Annotated in this window: 24 protein-coding genes; 10 read left to right on the top strand and 14 right to left on the bottom strand. The window is 61.7% G+C overall.

Annotated features, from left to right (window positions below; translation table 11 throughout):
- Positions 1-107: 107 nt before the first annotated feature.
- From AC4FS3_RS22275 to AC4FS3_RS22255, 5 genes are all read right to left on the bottom strand, one after another.
- On the bottom strand, positions 108-941 hold the full coding sequence (locus AC4FS3_RS22275; RefSeq protein WP_491022364.1) for a BON domain-containing protein: 834 nt from the start codon (positions 939-941) through the stop codon (positions 108-110).
- 119 nt (positions 942-1,060) lie between these two features.
- Positions 1,061-1,579, bottom strand: a complete 519-nt coding sequence (locus AC4FS3_RS22270; protein WP_491022363.1) for a superoxide dismutase family protein — start codon at positions 1,577-1,579, stop codon at positions 1,061-1,063.
- 75 nt (positions 1,580-1,654) lie between these two features.
- The gene (locus tag AC4FS3_RS22265; RefSeq protein ID WP_491022362.1) at positions 1,655-3,040 is read right to left on the bottom strand and encodes a c-type cytochrome; all 1,386 of its coding nucleotides are present in this window, start codon (positions 3,038-3,040) and stop codon (positions 1,655-1,657) included.
- Between the two features lie 10 nt (positions 3,041-3,050).
- Positions 3,051-4,820, bottom strand: a complete 1,770-nt coding sequence (locus AC4FS3_RS22260) for a GMC family oxidoreductase (protein ID WP_491022361.1) — start codon at positions 4,818-4,820, stop codon at positions 3,051-3,053.
- Between the two features lie 3 nt (positions 4,821-4,823).
- A complete protein-coding gene (locus tag AC4FS3_RS22255) occupies positions 4,824-5,432 on the bottom strand; it encodes a gluconate 2-dehydrogenase subunit 3 family protein (RefSeq protein ID WP_491022360.1) in 609 nt (202 codons plus the stop codon).
- Positions 5,433-5,730: 298 nt separating this feature from the next.
- On the opposite strand from AC4FS3_RS22255, the gene AC4FS3_RS22250 reads away from it, so the two are divergent.
- Positions 5,731-6,321, top strand: a complete 591-nt coding sequence (locus AC4FS3_RS22250; RefSeq protein ID WP_491022359.1) for an exopolysaccharide biosynthesis protein — start codon at positions 5,731-5,733, stop codon at positions 6,319-6,321.
- Between the two features lie 281 nt (positions 6,322-6,602).
- Here AC4FS3_RS22250 and AC4FS3_RS22245 read toward each other — a convergent pair whose 3' ends face one another.
- On the bottom strand, positions 6,603-6,899 hold the full coding sequence (locus AC4FS3_RS22245) for a PRC-barrel domain-containing protein (protein WP_491022358.1): 297 nt from the start codon (positions 6,897-6,899) through the stop codon (positions 6,603-6,605).
- A 423-nt stretch (positions 6,900-7,322) separates the two neighbouring features.
- Here AC4FS3_RS22245 and AC4FS3_RS22240 point away from each other — a divergent pair, with 423 nt between their 5' ends.
- From AC4FS3_RS22240 to AC4FS3_RS22230, 3 genes are read left to right on the top strand one after another with little or no spacing between them, the layout of a single operon-like run.
- Positions 7,323-7,847 carry an MgtC/SapB family protein gene (locus tag AC4FS3_RS22240; RefSeq protein ID WP_491022357.1) on the top strand — a complete coding sequence of 175 codons (525 nt, stop codon included), beginning with the start codon at positions 7,323-7,325 and terminating at the stop codon, positions 7,845-7,847.
- A gap of 16 nt (positions 7,848-7,863) precedes the next feature.
- Positions 7,864-8,055 carry a DUF3008 family protein gene (locus AC4FS3_RS22235; protein ID WP_491022356.1) on the top strand — a complete coding sequence of 64 codons (192 nt, stop codon included), beginning with the start codon at positions 7,864-7,866 and terminating at the stop codon, positions 8,053-8,055.
- On the top strand, positions 8,052-8,336 hold the full coding sequence (locus tag AC4FS3_RS22230) for a hypothetical protein (RefSeq protein ID WP_491022355.1): 285 nt from the start codon (positions 8,052-8,054) through the stop codon (positions 8,334-8,336). Before AC4FS3_RS22235 ends, AC4FS3_RS22230 begins: the two co-directional genes overlap by 4 nt.
- Here the strand turns inward: AC4FS3_RS22230 and AC4FS3_RS22225 are convergent.
- The 3 genes from AC4FS3_RS22225 to AC4FS3_RS22215 are packed head-to-tail and all read right to left on the bottom strand — an operon-like array spanning position 8,333 to position 11,411.
- Entirely contained in the window at positions 8,333-8,650 is a 318-nt protein-coding gene (locus AC4FS3_RS22225) for a hypothetical protein (RefSeq protein WP_491022354.1), read from the bottom strand. The genes AC4FS3_RS22230 and AC4FS3_RS22225 overlap by 4 nt on opposite strands.
- Positions 8,647-11,121 (bottom strand): cytochrome c oxidase subunit I, encoded by a 2,475-nt coding sequence (locus AC4FS3_RS22220; RefSeq protein ID WP_491022353.1) that lies wholly within the window; start codon positions 11,119-11,121, stop codon positions 8,647-8,649. The genes AC4FS3_RS22225 and AC4FS3_RS22220 overlap by 4 nt, the downstream gene beginning before the upstream one ends.
- Positions 11,118-11,411, bottom strand: coding sequence for a hypothetical protein (locus tag AC4FS3_RS22215; RefSeq protein WP_491022352.1), 294 nt, complete (start codon positions 11,409-11,411; stop codon positions 11,118-11,120). Before AC4FS3_RS22215 ends, AC4FS3_RS22220 begins: the two co-directional genes overlap by 4 nt.
- Between AC4FS3_RS22215 and AC4FS3_RS22210 the strand changes: the two genes are divergently transcribed.
- On the top strand, positions 11,385-12,440 hold the full coding sequence (locus AC4FS3_RS22210; protein WP_491022351.1) for a DUF2231 domain-containing protein: 1,056 nt from the start codon (positions 11,385-11,387) through the stop codon (positions 12,438-12,440). The genes AC4FS3_RS22215 and AC4FS3_RS22210 overlap by 27 nt on opposite strands.
- Positions 12,441-12,799: 359 nt before the next feature.
- On the opposite strand, the gene AC4FS3_RS22205 is transcribed toward AC4FS3_RS22210, so the two are convergent.
- The gene (locus tag AC4FS3_RS22205) at positions 12,800-13,549 is read right to left on the bottom strand and encodes a cytochrome c oxidase assembly protein (protein ID WP_491022350.1); all 750 of its coding nucleotides are present in this window, start codon (positions 13,547-13,549) and stop codon (positions 12,800-12,802) included.
- Positions 13,550-13,639: 90 nt separating this feature from the next.
- Positions 13,640-14,197: a hypothetical protein gene (locus AC4FS3_RS22200; protein ID WP_491022349.1), complete on the bottom strand. Its 558-nt coding sequence runs from the start codon at positions 14,195-14,197 to the stop codon at positions 13,640-13,642.
- An 885-nt stretch (positions 14,198-15,082) separates the two neighbouring features.
- Between AC4FS3_RS22200 and AC4FS3_RS22195 the strand changes: the two genes are divergently transcribed.
- Both AC4FS3_RS22195 and AC4FS3_RS22190 read left to right on the top strand, forming a co-directional pair.
- The gene (locus AC4FS3_RS22195; RefSeq protein ID WP_491022348.1) at positions 15,083-15,790 is read left to right on the top strand and encodes a peptidoglycan-binding domain-containing protein; all 708 of its coding nucleotides are present in this window, start codon (positions 15,083-15,085) and stop codon (positions 15,788-15,790) included.
- A gap of 72 nt (positions 15,791-15,862) precedes the next feature.
- Complete coding sequence (locus AC4FS3_RS22190) at positions 15,863-16,105, top strand: hypothetical protein (protein WP_491022347.1); 243 nt, start codon at positions 15,863-15,865, stop codon at positions 16,103-16,105.
- Between the two features lie 230 nt (positions 16,106-16,335).
- On the opposite strand, the gene AC4FS3_RS22185 is transcribed toward AC4FS3_RS22190, so the two are convergent.
- Positions 16,336-16,737, bottom strand: coding sequence for an FAD-dependent oxidoreductase (locus tag AC4FS3_RS22185; RefSeq protein WP_491022346.1), 402 nt, complete (start codon positions 16,735-16,737; stop codon positions 16,336-16,338).
- Positions 16,738-16,825: 88 nt separating this feature from the next.
- Between AC4FS3_RS22185 and AC4FS3_RS22180 the strand changes: the two genes are divergently transcribed.
- Complete coding sequence (locus AC4FS3_RS22180) at positions 16,826-17,782, top strand: IS5 family transposase (protein ID WP_128486787.1); 957 nt, start codon at positions 16,826-16,828, stop codon at positions 17,780-17,782.
- Positions 17,783-17,999: 217 nt separating this feature from the next.
- Here AC4FS3_RS22180 and AC4FS3_RS22175 read toward each other — a convergent pair whose 3' ends face one another.
- Entirely contained in the window at positions 18,000-19,007 is a 1,008-nt protein-coding gene (locus AC4FS3_RS22175) for a hypothetical protein (protein ID WP_491022345.1), read from the bottom strand.
- 792 nt (positions 19,008-19,799) lie between these two features.
- Here AC4FS3_RS22175 and AC4FS3_RS22170 point away from each other — a divergent pair.
- Together AC4FS3_RS22170 and scpB are read left to right on the top strand one after the other, a co-directional pair.
- On the top strand, positions 19,800-20,717 hold the full coding sequence (locus AC4FS3_RS22170) for a DUF1403 family protein (RefSeq protein WP_491022344.1): 918 nt from the start codon (positions 19,800-19,802) through the stop codon (positions 20,715-20,717).
- Positions 20,718-20,719: 2 nt separating this feature from the next.
- A complete protein-coding gene (gene scpB / locus AC4FS3_RS22165) occupies positions 20,720-21,355 on the top strand; it encodes an SMC-Scp complex subunit ScpB (RefSeq protein ID WP_491022343.1) in 636 nt (211 codons plus the stop codon).
- Positions 21,356-21,381: 26 nt separating this feature from the next.
- On the opposite strand, the gene AC4FS3_RS22160 is transcribed toward scpB, so the two are convergent.
- Complete coding sequence (locus AC4FS3_RS22160; RefSeq protein ID WP_312524726.1) at positions 21,382-22,044, bottom strand: hypothetical protein; 663 nt, start codon at positions 22,042-22,044, stop codon at positions 21,382-21,384.
- Positions 22,045-22,334: the final 290 nt, after the last annotated feature.

Below are 22,334 nucleotides of genomic sequence, written 5' to 3'. Positions count from 1 at the left end.
GGTGGCGACCGTACCCTCTGGATCATCGGAAGGCCTGTGCTTCCAGGGTGTCTGCGACCCGCCTTTCGGCGGGTCGCACTGGCTGTCCCGGCAGATTCTGCGGGAGATCAGCTCGCTTTGGGACGAGGCTTTCCGGTCTCGGCGCCCGTGCCGGTGTTTCCAGCCGGGCTTTCCTCGTCATTTTCGCGAATACGAAGGTTGTTCTGGACATGCTGGATTCCCGAACAATTCTCGACGGCATCCTCGGCGGCACGCTTGGCCTGGCGGGACGACACATGTCCGCTGAGCGTAACCTCTCCATTGGCCACCTCGACCGAGATGCCGCGAGCATCTACGGAATCGGCATCTGCCAGCCGATCACATACGTCTTCGCGGATCCGCTCATCGCTGCGCTTGTAGTCCTTCGGGCCATGACCGCGAAATCCCCTCGAAAGCGGATCATCCCGCCCCTGACCCTGGAACGCCGTGTACATTCCGGGATCATAGGCCCGCGGCGGGAAGCCTGCGGCATAGGGGGGATAGCCCGCGGTTTCCCGAAAGCCGCCCTCATAATCACGATCACGGCGAGACGCATCACGCCGGCTCCGGCCCTCGTCATCATAGCTGCGCTCATGCCGGGCGAACCCGAAGGCATTGCCATCGTCTTGTTGCCCGTAGTCGTGACGTTCGTAGTCCCGACGCCCATAGTCCTGGCGTCGGTAATCCCCACGTCCGTAATCGTCATGCGCCCGCCCCGGTGCCCTCTCGTCGTCACGCCGATCCTGATCCCATTGCGAGCCCGCACGGAAACGAGCTTCTGCGTCCTCCTCGCGTGCGCGCGGCTGATCATATGCGCGCGGGCGCCAGGATGTGGTGCTGTCGTCGCGGCCGCCGCCGTCCCGCTCGTAACGGGCCTGGTTGCGTTGGTCGTCCTGGCTCTCGCCATAGCGCCGATTTGCCATCTGTCTTTCCTCCTGGTGATTTCCGGTCAAGGCCGGTGTCTGAGCCACCGCGCTGATGATCTCTGCGCGCGTTCGTTGAACCATGGGATGTGTGGTTTGTTCCTGACCGCCGCCCATGCCTAGTCGATGACGGCACAGGCCAGCCGGTCTCCCGCATTTCCGCTGGGCTGACTGCGATGATCGTCGGCCCCGGCATGAACCATGAGTGCCCGGCCCCGGATGGAGGTGTCACCTTCCCCGAGGGTCACATGCGGGTTGAGAACCTGCACCCGGGCGAAGCCATCAGCATCGGTATGGATGTTCGGCATATCGCCCGCGTGCGGGCCGGTTTCAGACAGAACACCATGTTCTGCATTGGTGGGATTGAAATGACCGCCAGCTGTTTCATGCGCGGAGTGGGGATCGCAGGTGCCCGTCTCGTGGATATGGAACCCCAGCCAGGCATTTGCCGGGAGCGCACCGAGGTCCAGGTCGATCAGCACGCCGCCGCGTGTTTCGGTCAGGGTCGCGGTGCCCGTCTGAACGCCTTCCAGGTTGACGAAGGTCGTCCGGGCTTCCCGTGACGGAGGCTCTTGCGCAAAAGCGGAAGCCGGAAGGGCAAGCGCCCCGCAAAGAAGGCTGAGCGTAAGCGTTTTCATGGTTCTCTCCTCATGTGGGGTGAGCCTGAGAAACCTGCCGATTGCCGCCTTGTTCCTGCTATTGCCTGGAACCCGTCAATCCGCGCGGGCTTGGGCGCCCTTTTGCGTATCAGTCGGCCCGTGCTCACGGATATTGATGACCTCTTCCTGCGATATCGGGGCGGCATCATTGCCCCAGGCCTGCCGGAGGAAGCTGGTCAATTCGGCAATGTCACTGTCGCTCAGTCGTGCCTCATAGCCCTGCATCACCAGGGGCATCGGTCGCTGATTGGTTCCCTCAACCGTCGCTCCCCAAAGGATGATCGAGACAAGAGGCGTGATCTCGTCGGACAGGACCAGCGTATTGCCTTGCAGCGCCGGGAAGATTTCGGGCGAGCCGCGCCCGGTGACGAAATGGCATTGCGCGCAATTGTCCATGAAGACTCTTGCTCCCAGCGGCATGTCGGGAGAGGCTTCGGTCAGCATCCGGGCTGTGGCCTCTCCGCGGGTATCCGCTTCCGGGGCGGGCCGGGCAGCCGAGCCCTGGGGCACTGCCGCCTCCGGCGGGTCATGCGGCTGGCCGTTAAGTGCCTTCAGAAAGCGGGCCATGGAGATGATATCCGCATCGGTGAGATACTGCAGCGAATGTTCAACCACGAGACCCATCTCGCCATTGGCAGTCGCAGCGAAATTGCGCCCCGTGGCGAGGAAGGCTGTCAGCTCGCTGATGGGCCAGTCGCGGACCACACTTCCCGGCCCTCTGAGGACGGGCGCGTCCTGGCCATCGATATGGCCGCCGGTCAGGAAGGCGGGCTCATCGTAGGTGATCCCGTCCTGACCCATCCAGGCCGTGCGCGGGCTGTGGCAGGCAGCGCAGTGGCCCGGTCCTTCGACCAGATACTGACCGCGATCCAGCACCGGATCGTCCATCATTGGCTCAAAACCGCTGTCGTGGTTCAGGATCAGCCAGTTCAGCGCGCGGATGCCCCAACGCTGGTTGAAGGGAAAGGGCAGATCGGGCGCGGGTACGTCATTGCGGACCGGCTGCACCTCTTCCATGAAATAGCTGTAAAGTGCGCGGATGTCCCGCTCAGACAGCAGGCGGTAGTTCTCATACGGCATGGCGGGATACAGATGTGTCCCATCGGCGCTGAGCCCGTCGACCAGAGCGGCACGAAACTGATCAAGGCTCCAGCCGCCGATGCCGGTTTCCGGGTCGGGGGTGATATTCGCGGTATAGATCGTGCCGAGCGGGCTGTGAATCGCTCTCCCGCCTGCGAACTCCGCACCGCCCTCGGCCGTATGGCAGGCCATGCAGTCGCCTGCCCGCATCGCATATTCGCCTGCGCCGGGTTCGGGGGGCCAGTTGGCTGGTATTGCCTCGGATGGAGGGGTGCGGCTGACCGGGATCCAGATCAGACCCGCTACGAAAAGGATTGCGGCCAATGCCAGAGCCGCGAGGATGCGCAGAAAGGGTTTCATCTCATCCCCCTCAGACCAGCGGGCCGGGATTGCGCAGATACTGGCGCCGGATTGCGTCGGCAGCCCAGTAAGCCAGACCGCCCACGAGGCCCGTCGGGTTATACTGCGTGTTCTGCACGAAGGCCCCGGCGCCGGTAACAAAGACATTGTGCTTGTCCCAGGCTTGGAGATAACGGTTCAGCGGGCCGCCCTCTTGCGTCTCCGACATGATCGCGCCGCCGGTATTATGGGTGGTCTGATAGGGCCGCACATCATAGCGGCTGTCGGAATCCTTGTAGCTGGATTTCATCAGATCGGGCTGCATGGAGCGCGCCAGCGCCTCTATCTTGTCCTGCAGAAAGGCATTCAGCCGCAGTTCGTTGGGATGCCAGTCAAAGGTGATCCGCATCAATGGGCGGCCATGACGGTCTTTGTAGGTCGGATCCAGATCGCAGTAATGGCCCCGGTAGGACATGACCGAGCCGTGATGCGAGATGCTCATTTCATGGCCGTACCATTCGGCGATGGCCGCTTTCCAGGCCGCGCCCCATTCGGGCGTATCTTCGGGCAGGGGCATCGAGCGGATCGGCTGGCCATTAGTCTGAGCAGACGAGATATAGGCACCGCCAATGAATCCCTCGGCCCCGAAGTCAATGGCATTCATGCCGAAATCGTCGATGCAGACGCCATTGATGCCGGATCCGACAAATGGATTGAAATGCTCATCCCTGAAGAACATCGAGGTGGAGCCGGTGATCTGATAGCCGTAATTCTTGCCCGTCACGCCTTCGCCGGTGGCCGGGTCATAGGGCTGGCCGATGCCGGAGATCAGCATCAGCCGGACATTCTCGATCTGATAGGCCGCAAGGATGACGATATCGGCGGGCTGGAACACCTCTTCGTCGGTCTCCTCATCGAAATATGTCACGCCGGTTGCGGTTTGGCCGTCCGGCGCCATCTTGACCCGTAAGACCTCGGCCCCGGTGCGGTAGCTGAAATTCGGCTTGCGGAAGAGGGCTGCGAGGATCGTCGTCTGGGGCGAGGATTTCGAATATTGGTAACAGCCATAGCGTTCGCAAAAGCCGCAGAAATTGCAGGCTCCCATCTGCATCCCGTATTCGTTGACGTAGGAGGTGGAGGCGTTTCCGCCCGGGCGCGGGAACGGATGATAGCCCATGGCGCGCGCTGCCTCGGCGAATTTCGCGCCGTTGTATGTCATGGGCAGGGCGGGCATGGGATATTCGCGCGAGCGCGGGCCCTCGAACGGATTGCCGCCTTCCCGGATCTCGCCATTCACATTTCCGGCGGTGCCGGAGATCCCCGCCACATGCTCGAAACGGTCAAAAAATGGCTCCAGTTCGTCATAGGTGACGGGATAGTCGCCGATGGTCATGTCCTCAGGAATGATCCCTTCGCCCCAGCGATCAGTAACATAGCTGCGAAGCGCCATTTCGACCGGTTGTGGCCGAAAGTTCTGGCCGTTCCAGTGAACGCCTGAACCTCCAACACCATTGCCCAGCAGGAATGATCCCCATTTGCGCATGGGCAGCGCGGTCTCGGTTAGATCGCGGCGGATGGTGATGGTCGATTGCGACGGGCGCAGCATCAGCTTGTGCCGTTCGCCCTGCGAGAGTTCGTCGATCATCTCGGGGTATTTCAATTCCGGCACGGTTCGGCGGTCTGGGCCACGCTCCAGCGCAAGGATTTCCAGCCCCTCCTTCGCCAGTTCCATTCCCATGATCGCCCCGGTCCAGCCGAGGCCAACGATCACGACGTCTTTTTTCGGATCCTGTCTTGCCATCGCTCAGGCCCTCTTGCCCGAGACCGAAACCGGTCCGAGCGGGTAGGGGATGTTGTGCTGGCCCACCCATTCCTTGTAATGCGCCCGCGCGCCGGGAAAGCCGATATGGACCCAGGCGGCCATGCCGTGATTGCCGCCATGCATAGGGTCCGACAAATAGCCCTCCTTGGTATTGGCCAGCAGGATGTCGAAGAAATCGCGCAACTCCGGTGGCAGGGAAACCTCGCCGTCCTCCAGTGCGGCCAGGGCTTCATCCTGCGCCTCCTCTGCTAGGTCAGTGAAGATTCCACCATGGCGGGCGACACACCAGGCGTCAAAAAGCGGAATCGCCTCGCGGTAAATCGCTGAGGGTGACAGCGGCGATTGCCAGCCGAGTTCGGGTGCGGCATCGGGTTGATGCGGGCCCTCCATGTACCAATCCGTGGCGGATCCATATTCGCCCGCCAGTTGGCGGTCGATGAAAACAGGCACTCTTGCTTCGATCGCACCCGGTCCGCTGCCGCCAGAGGGGATCAGTCGGCCAACTGCCGCGAGGACGAAGCCCCATTCGGCATCGTCGAAGAATACCCGGGGATATTCGTTCAATGGAGGTAGGCTCTGCGCATCCGCCATGTCCGAAGGCCAGAACCCTGCAGCGGCAAGGGCGGCGGCGGAAACCCTGAGGAACTGGCGGCGATCAGGATGATTTGCGGGGTGAACTGCGTCGGGATTGCGAAGTGCAAGATCTGGCGGGGGGGCATGTGGCGGGGCGGTCATGTCGTTTCCCTGGCTATGAACTGGGCTGGAAGCGGCATCCGGGATGCACTGGGAACTCTGAACCGGGTGCAGCGCGGATTGTTCCGGCAATTCTGGAACAGGCCCATCGTGAAAGAGTTTCACCAACTCGGAAGAGAAGGGGGCTGACCGCGATATGCCGGAAAATCATGATGTGCTGAGCGCGGTGCTGGATCAGCTTGACAAGGCGGGCGAGTCGGAGACTGTCAGCATCGGATCGGTGGTCGAGGCCACGGGTGCACGCTCCTTCGCAAGTCTTATGCTGGTTTTCGCACTGATCGCCGTGTCCCCGGCCAGCATCGTACCCGGTGTGACGTCGATAGTCGCGGTGTTGGAATTCCTGCTTGTGACACAGATGATCGCCGGGCGAGGTCATGTCTGGTTGCCAGCTATGGTGTCTGATCGCGAAATCGGAGGCGAGCGTCTGCGGTCGGCGGTTTCCTGGTTGCGCAAACCGATCACCGTTGTGGATCATGTTCTGCGGCCACGACTGAGCTTTCTGACCGAGAAGCCCTGCCTTTATGTCTGGCTTTTCCTGATCCTGGCCCTCACCCTCATCATGCCATTCATGGAGTTGGTGCCAGGCAGCGGCACTGTGGCCTCGGGGTTCATTGCTCTTGTTGCGGCGGCCATGCTGACCAGAGATGGGGCACTGCTTCTTCTGGCCGCACTCTGTCTTGGTGCATTGGTCTGGATGGCAAGATTACTTGGCGAGGCGCTCTGGTGAGGAAGCCATATTGCGCAAGCCGGGCAGAGCACCTGCCTGTCCGGATGTAAAGCGACATGGATCAGATCATTCCATCACGATTGACGTTATCTCTGCCGTGCCGAGCTTCAGGACAAGCATGGTCCAAGCTCGACAGGTCCTGAACATCGACGAGTTGGAATAAACTGATGAGTCGCAAGCGTCTTGAGGCGCCTGCCGCAGCAGGCGCCTTCATACCTCAACTTTTTTCAAGACGGGGAAACTGGCAGCTTGGGCAAAGACGGAATGCCGGGAAGCAGATTTCAGTGCCGATGTTCGGGCAACTCTTTCAACTGTTCCTTGGTCCAGGCTGTTTTGCCATGAACTTCGCCGTTCTCATCCCGCATCAGGTTCAACTGGTCGACGCTCAGGAGCACCGGCTTGGTGCCGATACCCAGAAAACCGCCAACATCAACGACCACCTCGGTGAGCGGGCCGCTGCCATGCACATGCGAGATCGTACCGACTTTTCGGTCATCAGCGCCATAGATTGGAGCATTGGTCAGGACTGCCTCGGTCAGATCCTGATGGGTCAAGGGCGTATGTTTGCTGTGGTCCATGAAATTCCTCCTCTGGATGTTGCGATTTTGGCGTACAGCACTCTCCGGCACGGAAAGGCAGTGAAGATGCCGGAGCAAATGGGACAGAAGCTCGCCTGCCTATGCGTTGGCCGCGATGGGAAACCGGGAAAACCATCACATTCTTCGTACCATTTCGCCCGGTTGACATGCGAAGCGGCATCTTCGGGGAGATAAACCCAAAATCCTCCGGGTTGTTCCGCGCTATTTCTCTTCCGATGCATGTCGGCGCGCCGGCGCCGTGAACGGGCCGAATGGTTGGTGAGTTTTCGCTGCCTCTGTTCGGGAATGGGAACCGGTGGAAGACCCGAAGGTTTTGCAGCTGAAGCCCTGCTGCCTCCTACCGGTGCGCCGGTGCATAGGAACATCGCCGGAGGTGAGGCGCAGGGGCTCACGTGAGGATACATGATAGACAATTTTGTCACGCTCCTGAGCGCCGAATTTCGCGATCCCTTCGTGGCGGTCAGCGCAGAAGCAGCTTTGCTGCGTCTGATCTTTGCCGCGCTTCTCGGCGCGGCCATCGGTGTAGAGCGTGAACTCCATGCCAGTGCTGCGGGGCTGCGCACGCATATGATCGTTTCTATGGCGGCCTGTCTTTTCACGATAATTGCCGCCGAGATCATGGCGCGGGAGTTCAGTGGGGCGAGCCAGATCCAGACCGATCCGCTACGATTGATCGAGGCAGTGACGGCCGGGGTAGCCTTCCTTGCGGCGGGGTCGATCATCACCTCGGGCGGCAAGGTAACAGGGCTGACGACCGGCGCCGGCATGTGGATGGCGGGCGCAATCGGGTTGGCCTGTGGCAGCGGTCTCCTGCCGCTTGCGATCATGGCGACAGTGCTTGCGATCCTGGTGCTGTGGCTGTTGCGGCACGTGTCACGACGCATCGCGGCAAATGGCGACGGGATCGCCACGGATGAGGATCACTGAGGGAAAGGAGCCAGATATGCCTGCGAAATCGAAAGCCCAGCAAAAGGCCGCCGGTGCCGCCCTGTCGGCAAAACGGGGCGAGACGGCACGAAAGGACCTGGTCGGTGCCTCGAGAGAGATGTTCGACAGCATGACCGAGGCAGAGTTGGAAGAACTTGCCTCCACGTCGCATGAGGGTTTGCCGGACAGCATCGAGGGCGAGGAATGATGACGCCCTTGCAACCGCCCGAGATCAGCCGCGCCCTGCTGGTTGGCAAACATGTCTTCGCTTCGCGCAACGAAGCAATTGGCTGCGTGAGCGATGTTCTTGGCACCGGCAACACGGCCACCATATTCGTCGACATGGGAGGTATGCTCTGTCTGGACGGGAAGACCATCGAACTGGTTGCCGGAGATATGCAGATCGGGCGTGAGGAGAACGGAGCGATCATGCTTGTCACCCCGCTCACGTTGCATGAACTTGAGATGCTGCCCGCGGTACAGCTCTAAGGCCACGCGCCGCAGGTGGTCAGGCCAAGGACCGGGAAGAGAGTGAGGATTGTCGCTATCAAGCCGATCCAGCTTCCCGCCTGGATAATCCTGTCGCTCAGGCCATCGCCGCGCGGCGCGTGCCAGAGAATTGCACCTGCCGCCGCCAGCGCTGCCAGCCAAAGGATGATCAGGGTGAAATGATGCAGGTCACCGATGGGAGCTGTGCGTGCGGGCCAGCCCCGGGCGCAACCGAGGCCGTGGGCCGCATAGATCATCGAGAAAGCGACGGCCCAGAGCGTTGGGCCGAGCAGGGCGCGAAATGGCCAACTCATGTCAGGACCTCCTGCGCGGCTATCAGCTGGACAAGGAGTAGGGCTGTCGCCAGGGTGAAATCCTGCCAGGTGCGCCAGATCGGCCAAGCGGCGACACGGTCCTGGGCCAACCGGCCATCCTGGCGCTGCCGCAGGCACAAAAGCGCGAAAAGCGCCGCAATTGTGCAATGCAGCGCAACATAGCCGAGGCCCGCCGCGCGGAGCGCATCACGTGCGTGTCTGGTCGGATCGTCGAGCAGCATCGCCAGCCCGCCGGTCACCCCTAGCCCTAGCAGCAGCAAGGGCAGCGCGACGCTGGCGCCTTTGGCGAGAGGAAAACGGGCCAGCCCTGATGCAGCGATCAGGATCAGGATCAGCGCTGCCGCAAGCACCGCTGTTGGAGCGGTTGCAATGCTGCTGTTCGGCGCGGGCCAGCCCGGCGCGACCACAGACAGGAAGCCGACTGCGAACAGGAAACAGGTGAAGAAGGTTCCGTTAGAAATCAGCAGACAGGTCAGCCCGGTGCGTGCCAGCCCGTCCGGAACGTGGTGGTTCACGGGCAGGCAGAATCCCGGTGCAACCTCGAACTGAGGCTCACTGAGGCGGGCGCCCATAAAGCGATGCCACTGCCACACCATGATCACGATGGCTGCCAGACCGACAGGCGCCAGAAGATACAGCCCGGACAACATCAGCAGGACAAACACGCCGATCACGGCTGCGGTCAGGATCGGAAGGGTGCTGTTGCCCGGCAGGATGGCGATATGGTGGGGTTCTCCACTGGTCGTATCGACCACCAATGTCTCGCGCCGCTGGCGTGGAGCCCCGGGCAAAAGACCCTCTCCCCGGGCAAGCTGCAGGATGCTTTGGCCGGGCATAGGCAGCGAGGCGACATTATAGGTCGGGGCTGGCATCTGCATGGCCCATTCCAACGCGGGAGAGGGCAGAGCCGTGGTCTGCCAAGGGTCGCGGCCCGATTTCGCACCGAAGAGTACCTGCAGGATCAGGTCCAGCGCGAACAAGGCAAATCCGGCTGCCATCACGAAGCCGAAGAAGGAACTGACAAGGTTGGGCCACATCCATTCGGGGTTGTCGGGATAGACATCGATCCGGCGCGGCATGCCCAGGAGGCCGGTCAGATGCATGATGAAGAAAGTGCCGTGAAAACCGATCAGGATCAGCCAGAATGCAATTGGGCCAAGGCCGCGCACCGCCGCCCGCCCGGTGAACAGCGGCATCCAGTAGACCGCAGCCGCCATCATCGGGAACACGAAACCCCCGATGAGGACGTAGTGCAGATGCGCGGTGACAAAAGCGGTGTCATGCGCCTGCCAGTTGAAAGGCACGATGGCCAGCATGACGCCGGTCAGTCCCCCCATCACAAAGGTCGAGAAGAACCCCATCAGGTGCAGCATCGGCAGCCGCATCCGGGGCCGCCCCTGCCAGATCGTGCCGATCCAGGCGAAGATCTGCACTGCGGTTGGCACCGCCACCAGCGCCGAGGCCGCTGAGAAGAATGCCAGCGCCATATGCGGGATGCCCACGGTGAACATGTGATGTACCCAGAGACCGAAGGACAGAAACACCAGCCCCAGCACAGCCGCAACAATCGCGCCGTAGCCCATGATCTTTGTGCGGCACATCACCGGAAGGATGGTCGAGATCGCCCCGGCGGCGGGCAGGAAGATGATATAGACCTCCGGATGGCCGAACAGCCAGAAAAGATGTTGCCACAAAAGCGGATCGCCGCCGCGTGTCACGTCGAAAAACGGCCAGCCAAAGGCGCGCTCGATCTCAAGCAGCACCGAGGCGAGGATCAGCGGTGGAAATCCCACCAGCATCATCGCGCTGGTCCCGAGCATATACCAGGCGAAGAGCGGCATCTGCGTGAGCTTCATGCCCGGTGCGCGCATCCTCAGGATTGTCACTGTGATCTCGACCGCTGCCGCCAGTGCGGAAATCTCGACAAAGGTCACGCCCAGAAGCCAAACATCGGCGTTGATCCCGGGGCTGTAGGTCTTGGATGACAAGGGCGTATACATGAACCAGCCGCCGTCCGGGGCCACACCTGCGACCAGCGCGGACAGGATGATCAGCCCGCCGAACAGATAGCACCACCAGCCAAAGGCCGAGAGGCGCGGAAAGGCCAGATCCCGTGATCCGAGCATTTTCGGCAGCAGATACATCCCCAGCCCTTCCAGCATTGGAATGGCGAAGAGAAACATCATCAGGCTGCCATGCATGGTGAAGAACTGATTATAGAGCGCGGTATCCAGAAACGCCCCGCCGGGTGTCGCCAACTGCGCGCGGATCAGCATCGCAAGACAGCCCGCAATGGCGAAGAAAACAAAGGCCGTGACCATGAACCGCAGGCCAAGCTCGCTGTGATTGACCGAGGTGAGAATGCCGCGCCATCCGGCTGGTCGCCCCCAGATGTGGTCGAGCTCGCGATGCAGGCGCAGGGCGCGTTGTGGTGGGTTGGGCGGGATCATTGAGCCTCGCTTTTCCTGAGATCGGTGAAAGCGGGCGGGGAGGCCGGATCATAGGCCAGCACCTCGAACCGCATCCCGGCATATCCGATGCCCGAAAATTCTGCCGAGGTTCCGTGATAGAGACCGGGCTTTGATGCCTCGATCCGCAACAGGTTGTCGCGACCGGGCAGGGCATCCATCTTGCCTGCCAACCGCGGCACCCAGAAGGCGTGGATGACATCCTCTGAACGGATCACGACATCGACCGGCGTTCCGGCGGGAATATGCAGCCGCCCTTCTGTCCAGATCATGTCGCCCTCTGGCCCGGGCTGGCCGAAACGCCAGCTCCATTGCCGGGCGATCGCCTCGACCCTTACAACATCCGAGGCCGGGTGGGGTTGGATCCTCTCGCCGACCCAGATACCGGCGCCAACGACCAGGGTCAGAACGATGAAGCTGAAACCGAGGCCCATGCCTTTGATCCAGAACGTCTCGCCAGGCGCCGCGGCACCCCGGCGCGTAAAGCCGAGCCAGATCAGTGCCAACACCAGAATCGTGATCAGCGCCGCCCCGGCCAGCATCGCCCACCAGAGCAGCGCGATATCCGCAGCTGCTGGCCCCTGCGGCGCAAGGGTCGAAAGTGGCCCGCTACATCCGGCAAGGGCCGGAACCATCAGCGTCGCCGCAAGTTTTCCGTTTGGTATCCAGAAGGAAAGGCGCAGATGGCACAAGCCAGAAGATCCCGCCGCAGGCTTCGCGACCCGATCCACGAGCATCGCAGCTTTCACCGCAAGGAATCGAAGATTGCGGTCGCGGGCCATCCAATCCATGCCATGCTGGTGACTTTCCCGATCGCCCTTTGTGTCAGCACGCTTTGTGCGGATGCGCTTTACTGGTGGACAGGTGATCTGTTCTGGCCCCGCGCCGCGCTGTGGGCGGCGGGGGGCGGCTTCCTGATGGGCATCCTTGCCGGGCTTGCCGGGACGGCCGAACTTCTGTTGGTGCCCGGTATCCGAATTCGTGCCGCCAGCTGGACGCATTTCATCCTCGCGGTGATGCTCCTGTCGGTGCTGGGGGCGAATTGGGGGATGCGGCTGGGTGATCCCGCAGCGGCGGTCCTGCCGTGGGGGTTCCTCACCTCGCTCCTTGCCGCAGGCATGACCGCGATGACCGGCTGGCATGGCGGCAAACTGGTGTTCGACTACGGGCTCGGGACGCAAAATGATCATGATGCCCCCCCCGCGCGGAGACAGGAACTGATCGGGTATCAGCGCACGGATCGGTGCGAGGTCGGGTTTGCCCAGCACCAGGGCCAGAACGGCGGCAATCAGGGGCAGTAGGAGCACAAGCCCTGCCAGCGGCGCGATGTGCCAATGGCTGCGCCGCTCCTCCCCCGAACGCTGGATAAGATGGCCGAACCAGACATGAACCATCACCATGGCGGCCACAAAGGCCAGTTTCACCAGTAGCCACGGCTCGAAGACCTGAGCGGCGAAGATCAATCCGGTGCCGGCCATGATCGTCACTACTGCGGCCGGGGTCGCAAAGCCGATATAGCCGATATGGGTGATCAGGCGGAAACGGGCATATTGGCGCTGGCTCATCGCCCCGCCATGGGCGCGCATCAGGAGCGGCAGCGCGATCAGGGCGGCACACCAGCAGGCGAGTGCGGCGATATGGAGGAATTTTAGCGCGGGGATCATGCGGCCTCCCCCAGTCGCCACGCGCGCCTTGCCATGAGCGCCGCGACCAGCGCCAGTGGAGCAAGGCCCGGTACCCACATGATCAGCCCGGCGGTTTGCTGATCCGCCAGCGGCTCCATCCCCCAGGCGAGAGGACCGGCGATGTGTTCGGCATAGAGTAGCCGGTTTGAAAAGGTCAGAACCGCCCCGATCAGCCCCATCACACCAGCAAGCGACCCGACGAGAGCCGCATTGACCAGAACGCTGCCGGCGTCGCGGTCATGCAGAGTAAACACCGCGGACCAGAAGGCCCAGGCCGGCAGCAGCAATGCGAATTGCATCACCCAGTATATCAGAGTGCTGTCCCAAGCCGCCGTGTAGACCGCAGGGATATGCCACAGCAGCAATGCGATAGCGGTGAGCAGCAGCGACATTGGAGCCAGCATCCCGGATCCGCCTAATCCGCGCAGCGGCAGGCTGAGCGCAAGCATGGGCGCAACAAGGCTGACAAGCACCAGATGGTGAAGCGCCCTCGCGCTGAACAATGCCGTGGTCAGCGCGCATAGCGGTGAGACGAAGGCAATGAAGAGCGCGATCCACGCAAGAGAGAAAATCGCCCGGCTCTCTGCCCGCACCATGCCCAAGATCAGCACGGCCATCAACGTCGCGACGAGCAGCGGATGGAAGTTCCAGCTTCCCAGAAGCGCAGATGGATCAGGTGCAGGACCGCACCATGGGACCGTGTCCGGCTGTCCTGTCTGGTCCATGACATTCTCTCCCGTGCGAGAAATTGTAGTGGCAGTCAAAAGAGGCAACGGAGAAAGCCGCTGTTGGTTTCAAGCTGGCGCATGCGCAGATCAGAGGCGCCACTTCTCCGCCTGAAGCTGTCGGCGCAGTTCGGGAAGCGGAATGGCGTCCGTCGCGGAGAGAGCCTCTTCGACGATCTGCCGATACTCCTCCGAGAAACGCACCGAGACGGCGACACCGCCCCGCTGGAAAACCTCGCGGTAAAGGTCAGCATCATCCTCAGGAATGCCAAGGTCGATCAGCGCTCCGATGGATGCACCTGCAAGCGCTCCACCTGCCGCGGCGGTCACTGCTGTTGCGAACCATCCGGCGGCTGCGACCGGACCAAGGCCGGGAATGGCGATGAGCCCAAGCCCCGCAAGAAGACCGGCGCTGCCACCTACCGCTGCGCCCAGCACGCCGCCGGCTGCAGTCGCAGGAGCAGGCTCCGGCAATTGGACCACTTCTCCGGTGACGGTATCGCGCTCTTTTCGCATGTCGCGATAGTCGCGCAGCGACTCGCCGCCCAGGATCGACGGTTCAATTGCGGGCCGTGCAAGTGTCTCAAGATGTTCGATGGCGCGCATGGCGTCGGAGTAGCCTCTGTAAAGACGGGTTGTCGTGGGCATATCAACCCTCCCTTGATCGCGAGTGCCGCGTGATCGGGAGCATGGTCAGCGCGTCGCCATGTGGTTCTTCGACAATTGCGATTGCACAGCGCTTTGAGGCTTCAGTCATTTTCCGGATGCCCTTGCCATCGGATGCGACGCTCTCCGCCTTGTTGACGCTCCATGAGGTTACCTTCTTCAGCTTGAGACTTGCCCGCCCAGCCCGGAAACCCGGCTGAGATGTCCGAGGCAAATCTGCTCTGCGGGCCGCTGGCCACCGGACCAGACAGCGGCGAAAATACCCTATCGTGTTGGATTGTTTCATGATTTTTCTGTGGGCTTTCTGACAGATCCGGGTGCAGGTCGCGTACAGGAAAAATAAACCTGCGAGCGGGGGATATGTTCCGAAGGCACGCCTGGATGCGCTTCATGCAGCGTGTGATTGCGAACAGGGCTGGGGAAGGGACCCATAAGTCTGATGGCGGCGGGAACATAGCCGCAGTCCGAAGGTTTGTTTCTCGTGCCGGGCGTCCACCGGCGAAACAATCAACCGGAGGATAAGAGATGCCCCATGGAGGCGAAGACCCCGACCTGCCCGTGATCCCGGTTCCGCCAGCCGCACCGGACGTGCCGCAGGATCCACCCGATCCACCGTTGCAGGATCCCCGTCCGGGTCGGCGAGGTCCCGAGATTCCTGAGCTACCTGATGTCGGGGATCCGATCCCGTCGCCCGATGCACCGGAGGATCCGGTCGCGTCCGCATGAAAGGCCGGGCTTCAGCATCTGCCCTTCCTGCGAAGCCATCGACGAGGTGACGCAGGAAGCCCTCAACTAGGGAGCAAGCATATGAGAAGGACAGTCTCTGCTTTTGCGATCTGCATCTGCTTCGGCGGTCAGGCGCCGGTGATGGCACAAGACAATCTGGAAGGGATCATCTCGGGTGTCGCTCAGGGCCTGCTATCTCAGGAGCTTGAACGCCAAGCCGTTGCCGAGGCCCGCCGGAGCGGTACTCTCAAGGGTTGGCGCGCCTATTTGACGAGATTCCCTAATGGTGCCCACCGCAGCGAGGCCGAGCGGGAGATCGCGAGGCTGAGCGGCGCGGTGCTGCCAACCGAACCTGCGCCTTTACCCGCCGACAGCGCAGCTGCGGCAGAGGCGGCTCTGGCCCTCAGTCGGGAGCAGCGTCGGCAGATTCAGAGCCAGCTGACCTCTCTGGGGTATGATGCCGGGATTGCGGATGGTCTTTGGGGGCGCAAGACCCGCGAGGCGAACAGAGCCTGGCAGTCGGCCAATAGCGCGACAGTGAATGGGTATATGACCGAGCGCCAGATGCGTCAGATCCGGGAGCAGGCCGGGACAGCCAATCTTCCGGCGGACGATGCCGTGGCAGATGACAGAACCGAAGAGCGTCTCCTCGGCCTCACCGCCTCCGAGCGTCGAGACATCCAGCGCCGTCTGACAGCACTCGGCTACAATACCAGAGGTACAGACGGGGTCCTTGGTCAGAACAGCCGTCGCGCGATAGCGGCCTGGCAACGTGATGAAGGACTACAGGCCAGTGGCTACATTACCGCCGACCAACTGCGGGAATTGCGCCGTCAGACTGGCGCGTGAACTCGCGGTGGCTCACAGCGCGGGTCACGGAAATGCATTTATGAAGCAAGGCCATGACAAAACGAGAGGAAGATGTTTCCTTGGCTTCGCCTTCTGCTTGTCCATCTTTGGGTGGCCTGCATCGCCGGAACCGTGGTGATCGCGGGGCTTGCCCTGGGGCATTACAACCCGGCGACCTTTGGCATTGCGGCCGTTGCCGGGCTGCTCCTCGGCGTCCCCGCGGGTCTGCTGAACTGGATCTGGCTGCGCCCGAGGCGTTCGCGCGAGATCGGATGGACCTGGCCGATCGCGCAGTTTGTCCGCCGATCAGCATAGCCGGTATTGTACAGCGCCTGGGTCGTGAGCCGTGGGTGCGCTTCTCAGCTCGTCCGCAGCTCTCGCAAAGGCCTGGCAGGATGAGCGTTCTCGGTGCTTCGGGATGGCGAGCGGATGCCTTTCTGCTCGCCTGGGGCTTCGTCCTTTCACCGCGTCAAAACCTGTAACGCTGGTTAAAATCCATGGCTGAAGGCCGGTTCACGTGAAAATAGAGCTTCTGGTCGCCATTGTTACCGATAGCGGAAAATCGCCCCATCCGGGTCGTCCGTGCCTGCGATAGCAGCTGCCACGATCTGCGCTGCGATGACCGAAAACGTGATCCCATTGCCGCCATATCCCATTGCGGCAAAGCATCGCTCATATCCTGGTACACGGTCGATGATCGGCAAACCGTCATCTGTGACGCCGAAAGGGGCGGACCAGGTGTAGGCCGGCTTGCCAATCTTTATGCCGATAAGCTCGTGGAGTTTCCGGGCGATGATCCTTGCCTTTTTCACCAGCTTGGTGGGGTCGGAATTGGTGTCTGCGGCCTCTTCGTCTTCGCCGCCTGCGATGATCCGCGCCATATCCGTCTTCAGATCTGCGATCTGCTTTTCCAAGCTTGCTCGGATCTCTTCGAAAGTATCGGCCATTTCGCCATTCCTTATGGAACGTCTGAAAAACCTGCGCGTTTTGGCGTGATCTGATAGGATTATCGGGACGCGACGAGGAGCCCCGCCGATGCCGAAACAGCCTGCCTTTCCCGGTCTTCGCTATGCGATGAAGAAGAAGGTGACGCGGCGCGAACAGTTCCTCGCCGAGATGGACGCAGTGGTTCCCTGGGGCCGACTTCTGGCGCTCATCGCGCCGTATTATCCGAAAGCCGGGCCGAAGGGCGGGCGCCCGCCGATGCCGCTGGAAACGATGCTGCGGGTCTACTTTCTCCAGAACTGGTATGCGCTGAGCGACCCGATGGCCGAGGAAACCTTGTACGACAGCGAGGCGATGCGCCGCTTTGCCGGGATCGAGCTGGGCGATGACCGCATTCCCGATGAGACAACCATCCTGAACTTCCGCCACCTGCTGGAGCGCCACGGGCTGACCGAAGCGCTCTTTACCGAGGTGAACGCGCATCTTGCTGACAAGGGGATCAGCCTGCGCTCGGGCACGCTGATCGATGCGACGATTATCGATGCGCCATCCTCGACCAAGAACAAAGCCGGCGCTCGCGACCCAGAAATGTCCTCCACCAAGAAGGGCAACGAGTGGTATTTCGGCATGAAGGCGCACATCGGCGTCGATGCCGACAGCGGCGTGGCCCACAGCCTTGATACCACGACGGCGAGGGTCCACGACAGTCAGGTCTGGGATGCGCTTCTGCACGGCGACGAGGATTCGGTCTGGGCGGACAAGGGCTATGTCAGCGCCGAGCGCGAGGCGGGGTTCAGGCGGGCGGGCAAGATCTGGGGCGTCATGCGCAAGGCACCGAAGGCCGGCGAGTTGCATCCTCTCGACGCGCGGATCAACCGCATTATCGCCAGCGTCAGGGCGAAGGTCGAACATCCGTTCCGGGTCATCAAGCGCCAGTTCGGTCACGTGAAGACCCGCTACCGGGGGCTGGCCAAGAACCGCGCCCAGCTCTTCACGCTGTTTGCGCTCGGGAACCTGTTTCTGATGCGGAGGAAACTTCTGGCATGAGGACGAGTCTGCCCAAAATCCACCAAGTGGCCGCAGCTGCGGTCCAGAAAGCACGAAAACAGCCGCCGGACACCCGTCCTCGGCTGGTCCAGCCGGTCAAGCGGCTATCTCGGCGCAGCCGAAGCTGTTGATCAGACGTTCCTTATCATTTTGGTGTTGAACCTGTTGGTCTGGCACTTTTCCGGGACGGTCTGTTCGCCGTCCCGGAAAGCCAGCCCTACAGGCGATAGCTGAGCCCCCCGAAGATGCGCCCGTCGTCGCGATGCCTGCCGCCCCGGACTGCACCCGAAACAGCGGCGGCCCCCGCGACCAGCGCTGCCGCGGTCAGAGCGAAGGCCGTCAGGATCGCGCTGACGCGAGCGGCCTCTGCCGCATCACGGGCAGTAGCTTCCGCCTCATCAGCCAACCTCCTGGCCTCTGTCCGCAGTTCTTGCGCAGAGGCGATGGCTGCATCGACCCGCGCTTCGACTTCACTTTGCTCAAGGCCGCTCAGCCTTGTTGTCGCGCTGGTCAGATAGGCGCGGTCCGCTTCTGTGATCTCGCCGCTCACGGCAATACCCACGAGGATTGACGCGCTCTGACGCGCCAGTTCGGTTGGGTCCTCTCCCGCTGCGGCAGGGGCAGCGGTTCCGGGCGCAGCTGGAGTGCCAACGGCAGGAGGTGCCGTACTGGAAAGCACTGGACGGCTGAGCGTATCGCCGATCCGCTCAAGCGCAGAGGCCGTGGCATCGTCCGGAATTGCGGTACCAATGCCTTGCGCTGCACCACCAATCGCCGCGCCCGCAGCCTGTGTTGCACCACCTGCTACCTCTCCCAAAGTGGTTGCAGCAGTGGAGACCACGCCTGCTGCCATCCAGGCCGTCATCAGCATTCCGAGTGCCCAGACCACCAGCCCGTTGATCCCGTCGCGTGCAGCGATCTCTTCACTGGTCGTCGTTTCGATCCGGCGTCGCATGCGACCGGCGATATACCCGCCCGCCAGATAGCTTACCACCAGAGTGATCACGAGCCACAACCCTGTCACTATGATCCAGAGACTGAAGGATCCCTCGCCCGGTTCCGCAGAAATTGTCGAAAGCCCGAGTGCTGCGCCGAATGTCATGAAGAGACCGGCAATCGCGGCGGCTACGACGGCCCCCGCGATTACGGCTGGCCAGTCGACGAGAGGACGGGCGGTGTCCGTTGCGGTTGCGCCGGGTGGGATTTGCGTTTCACTGCGTTCCATTGCTATTTCTCCTCAACGCAGTCCGAGAAGGGACAAGATCGCGAGAACGACCACGACAAGGCCAACGAGATAGATAATGCTGTGCATGAGGCTTCTCCGACGATTTGAGCAGGTTGCGCATTGAGCAGGCTGCGCGAATGCGCGCATCCGATGGGCAACAACCGGCTGGTCGCACAGATGTTCCGCAGCACGACCGGTCCCGAAGGATCAGAGCTCCCAGTTGCTTGTTTGGACAACAGGCAGCCGCAGTGGAACGAAATGTCAGCCGCAGCGTCTCTTGTGGGTAGACTCAGGAATGCATTGCGGTCGGAGCTCGTGTAGATGCTGGGCTTTGCTGGCAAATGTGATTTTGATACGCTGCCCATCACAGCGATCAATGAAAGAGAGTTACGGTGCCGATCTGGTTCACTTGCGCATGTGCGAGACAGCTCGAACCCTGCTGGACCTGACCTAAAATAAGTTTCCCCCCGTTTCCGCATGATCGCGGGCATTGGCACCGGTGCTATCTGCCATTTGTGCGAATAAGCGGTCTCTAAAGATCGTTACACCAGCCTTGCCGTAGGTGAGCTTTGGCACGGTTGCGAAGTCTGGTGCTACCCGCCAACATATGTACGAGATTGTAGGGAGTGCCACGGGGCTATGAAATACAGGCATTTTACGCGCACTTCAGCCGAAAATGCGGATCAAGTATCTGATATTGCAACCTTATTGGACATTATAGAGAGAAGACAGGTGCGGCGGATAAGTTAAAATATACTGGTATAAAGCGCCGCTCCTTGCTAGCGTTACCGCATGTACCGTGCCGTTAAACCTCCTCCGCCTGCCCTAATCCCACCGGCCGTGCCGCGATGGATACGGCAGGCCGTGGGTCGTGATGACCCTGAAATTGCAATGCTTTCTGCCGGGGCAGCGCTCGCCACCTTGGATCCGTTCGTGCGTTCTGACGATCTCGTTGGGATGCTCTGGCGCAAGCGGCTGGCGCTTACTGCTGCAGCGGCGATCTCAGGGTTTGAGGGTCGCCGGGAAGGGGAAGCCGAACTACGCGATGTCCTGGCTCTTTGTAAATCTGGGGATGACCCTGGCCCGGCCGGGCGAATGCTGATCGGCTGGCGTGCTTTGGGCGAGGCGCGTGCCCTGCGCTCGGCGGAATGGCCGGCGCGGCTGCCCGGCTTCTTTGATCTGTCGCCCGAGCCGGTATCAGTGCTCTTGCAGGACCTTGGGGCGCGGTTTGTTGGTCGCGCCCATCCGTTGCGCTTTGCGGCTCAGGCGGCCAGGGACGTTCTTGCCCTGGGCCCGGCCTATCGCGGTCTCGCCCTCTGGCTGGCGGATGCGGCTTTGGCCCGGGCGCTTGGACAGGATCGTCCTGTGCCACTGCTCGCGCCCCATCTGCCGCGTTCGGCTTTTCGGCTGGAGGGAGACGCATGGCTTGCCGCCTGCGCGCGCGCCTGGGGCAGGGGAGCGGTTGCGGCTATTGATCTCCACGTCGATCTAGCCCGCCGTGCCGATGCCCTGCGCGCTGCAAACCTGCGGCGGCCGGGAAAGGACACGGCCGCGATCATCACCGCCCTTCAGTCCGAGGATGCGCTGGCGGCACAGGCGGGGAAGGAGGCCAGTGATCGTGCGGCGCGGCGCTTGCTCGGCAGGCTGACATCGCTCGGGCTGGTGCGCGAGCTGACCGGTCGCCCGACGTTCCGGCTGTATGGGTTATGACCATGGCCCCTAAATCATCTGAGCCGCTGGACGCGGAACTCGCCGATCTGCCACAGGCTTTGCGCTGGCGGGAGTGGATGGCGCGGGTCGAGGCCGTGCTGTTCGCCTCCTCCGAGCCTGTGGGCCGGGAGGTGCTGGCGCGTGTGGTGGGACGGGACTGTGCGCTTGATCTCCTGATCGAGGATATTTCTGCTGAACTGGCGGGTAGGCCTTACGAGATTGCGCGTATTGCGGGAGGTTGGCAGTTTCGCACCAAGCCGCAACACGCGGCGGCGATCCGCGCCGCCCGCAAGGAGGGGGAAGAGGGTCGCGATTTTACCCCGAATGAGGCCCTCGTCTTGACCATTATTGCCTATATGCAGCCGGTGACCCGTGGTGCGATCTCGCGGTTGACGGGCCGTGAGGTCAGCCGTGATCTGATCGCACGGCTGCACCGCCAGGCCCTGATCGCCCGAGGTCCGCGCAGCCCGGAACCAGGCGCGCCCTACACCTATGTCACCACGCCGGGTTTCCTCATTCAGTTCGGTTTGGAAACCCTGCGCGATCTTCCGGATATCGAGGCGCTGCAGGATGCCGGACTGCTGAAACCGGTGGCTGATGTCGATCTGGACATGCCCATCGCCGCTGAGCAGGAATGATTGCGCCTGCTCAGGACGCTAACTGTTCAAGGCCGACGGGAGAGGAGAGCCGTGACCTGCTGCGTGCTGTCCAGCCAGGCGGCCACGTCTGGACGGCGCCATTCTATGATCCTGCGAATGCGCTGGTGATCTTCATGCAGATTTCGAGCGAAGATGGGCTCGTGATGCGCGATCCGGTTTCTCAGCTTCCGGACCTCGTCGATGTCATCGAACAATCTGGCGCGGGCTTCTGACAGCGTCAGTGCTTTGTCATATCCCGGAAATGTCGCCGCGAGGTGGGGATCCCAGATCCGAGGCTGCTGGCCTTTCAAGAACAGGAAGCGCCAAAAGGCGAACTTCAGCTCGGCGACGACCTTTCCCGCTGTGGGAAGCTTCGCTGCGCAATCTGTCAGATCTTCTCTGGGCCTGTAGCCCCTTGCTGGTGCTGGGAGCGTGTAGACGAAACCGCGGTTGAGATGCCAGTTGCCCCCGAAAACCGCCTCAATTGCCTCGACTGCTCCGTTTCGGATCGACAGTTCGCAGTACTGCAGCATGACGTAGAAAGCGGCAGACACATCGGTGTTCCAGCAGTAGAGATCCATCGCTCTCTGGCGATCGCCCGCGGTTTCACGCAGATAAGAGCTGAACCGTGGAGGTGACAGCACGGCCTCAAGATCAAAAATCAACTGGTTCGAAAATCGTGTGTGCATGGGGCGTTGCGGTATAACGATATTGACCAGAAGACCATAGTGACCTATCTAGAGTAGGCAAGGCTTTGAGGTTCGCGGGCATCTGCCTTCCCTCATCGTCGTAAGATCTGCAGAAAGCCCGCCGCGTTCGCGGCGGGTTTTCTAATTTGGGCACTATGTGCGGACTGCCATGCTGTAGGTTGCGCCCTGCCTGCGATTTAGCAGGCAGGGCGAGGGCAGCGGCTGGTCAACGAGTTTTATAATCCAAACCGGCGATGTGACTTCAGAATTTATGCCGCCTTGGGAGACAG

The sequence above is a fragment of the Pseudogemmobacter sp. TB195 genome, assembly GCF_058313095.1.
The sequence above is the reverse complement of the archived record's forward strand: the minus strand, read 5'-3'. Positions and strand labels throughout refer to the sequence as shown.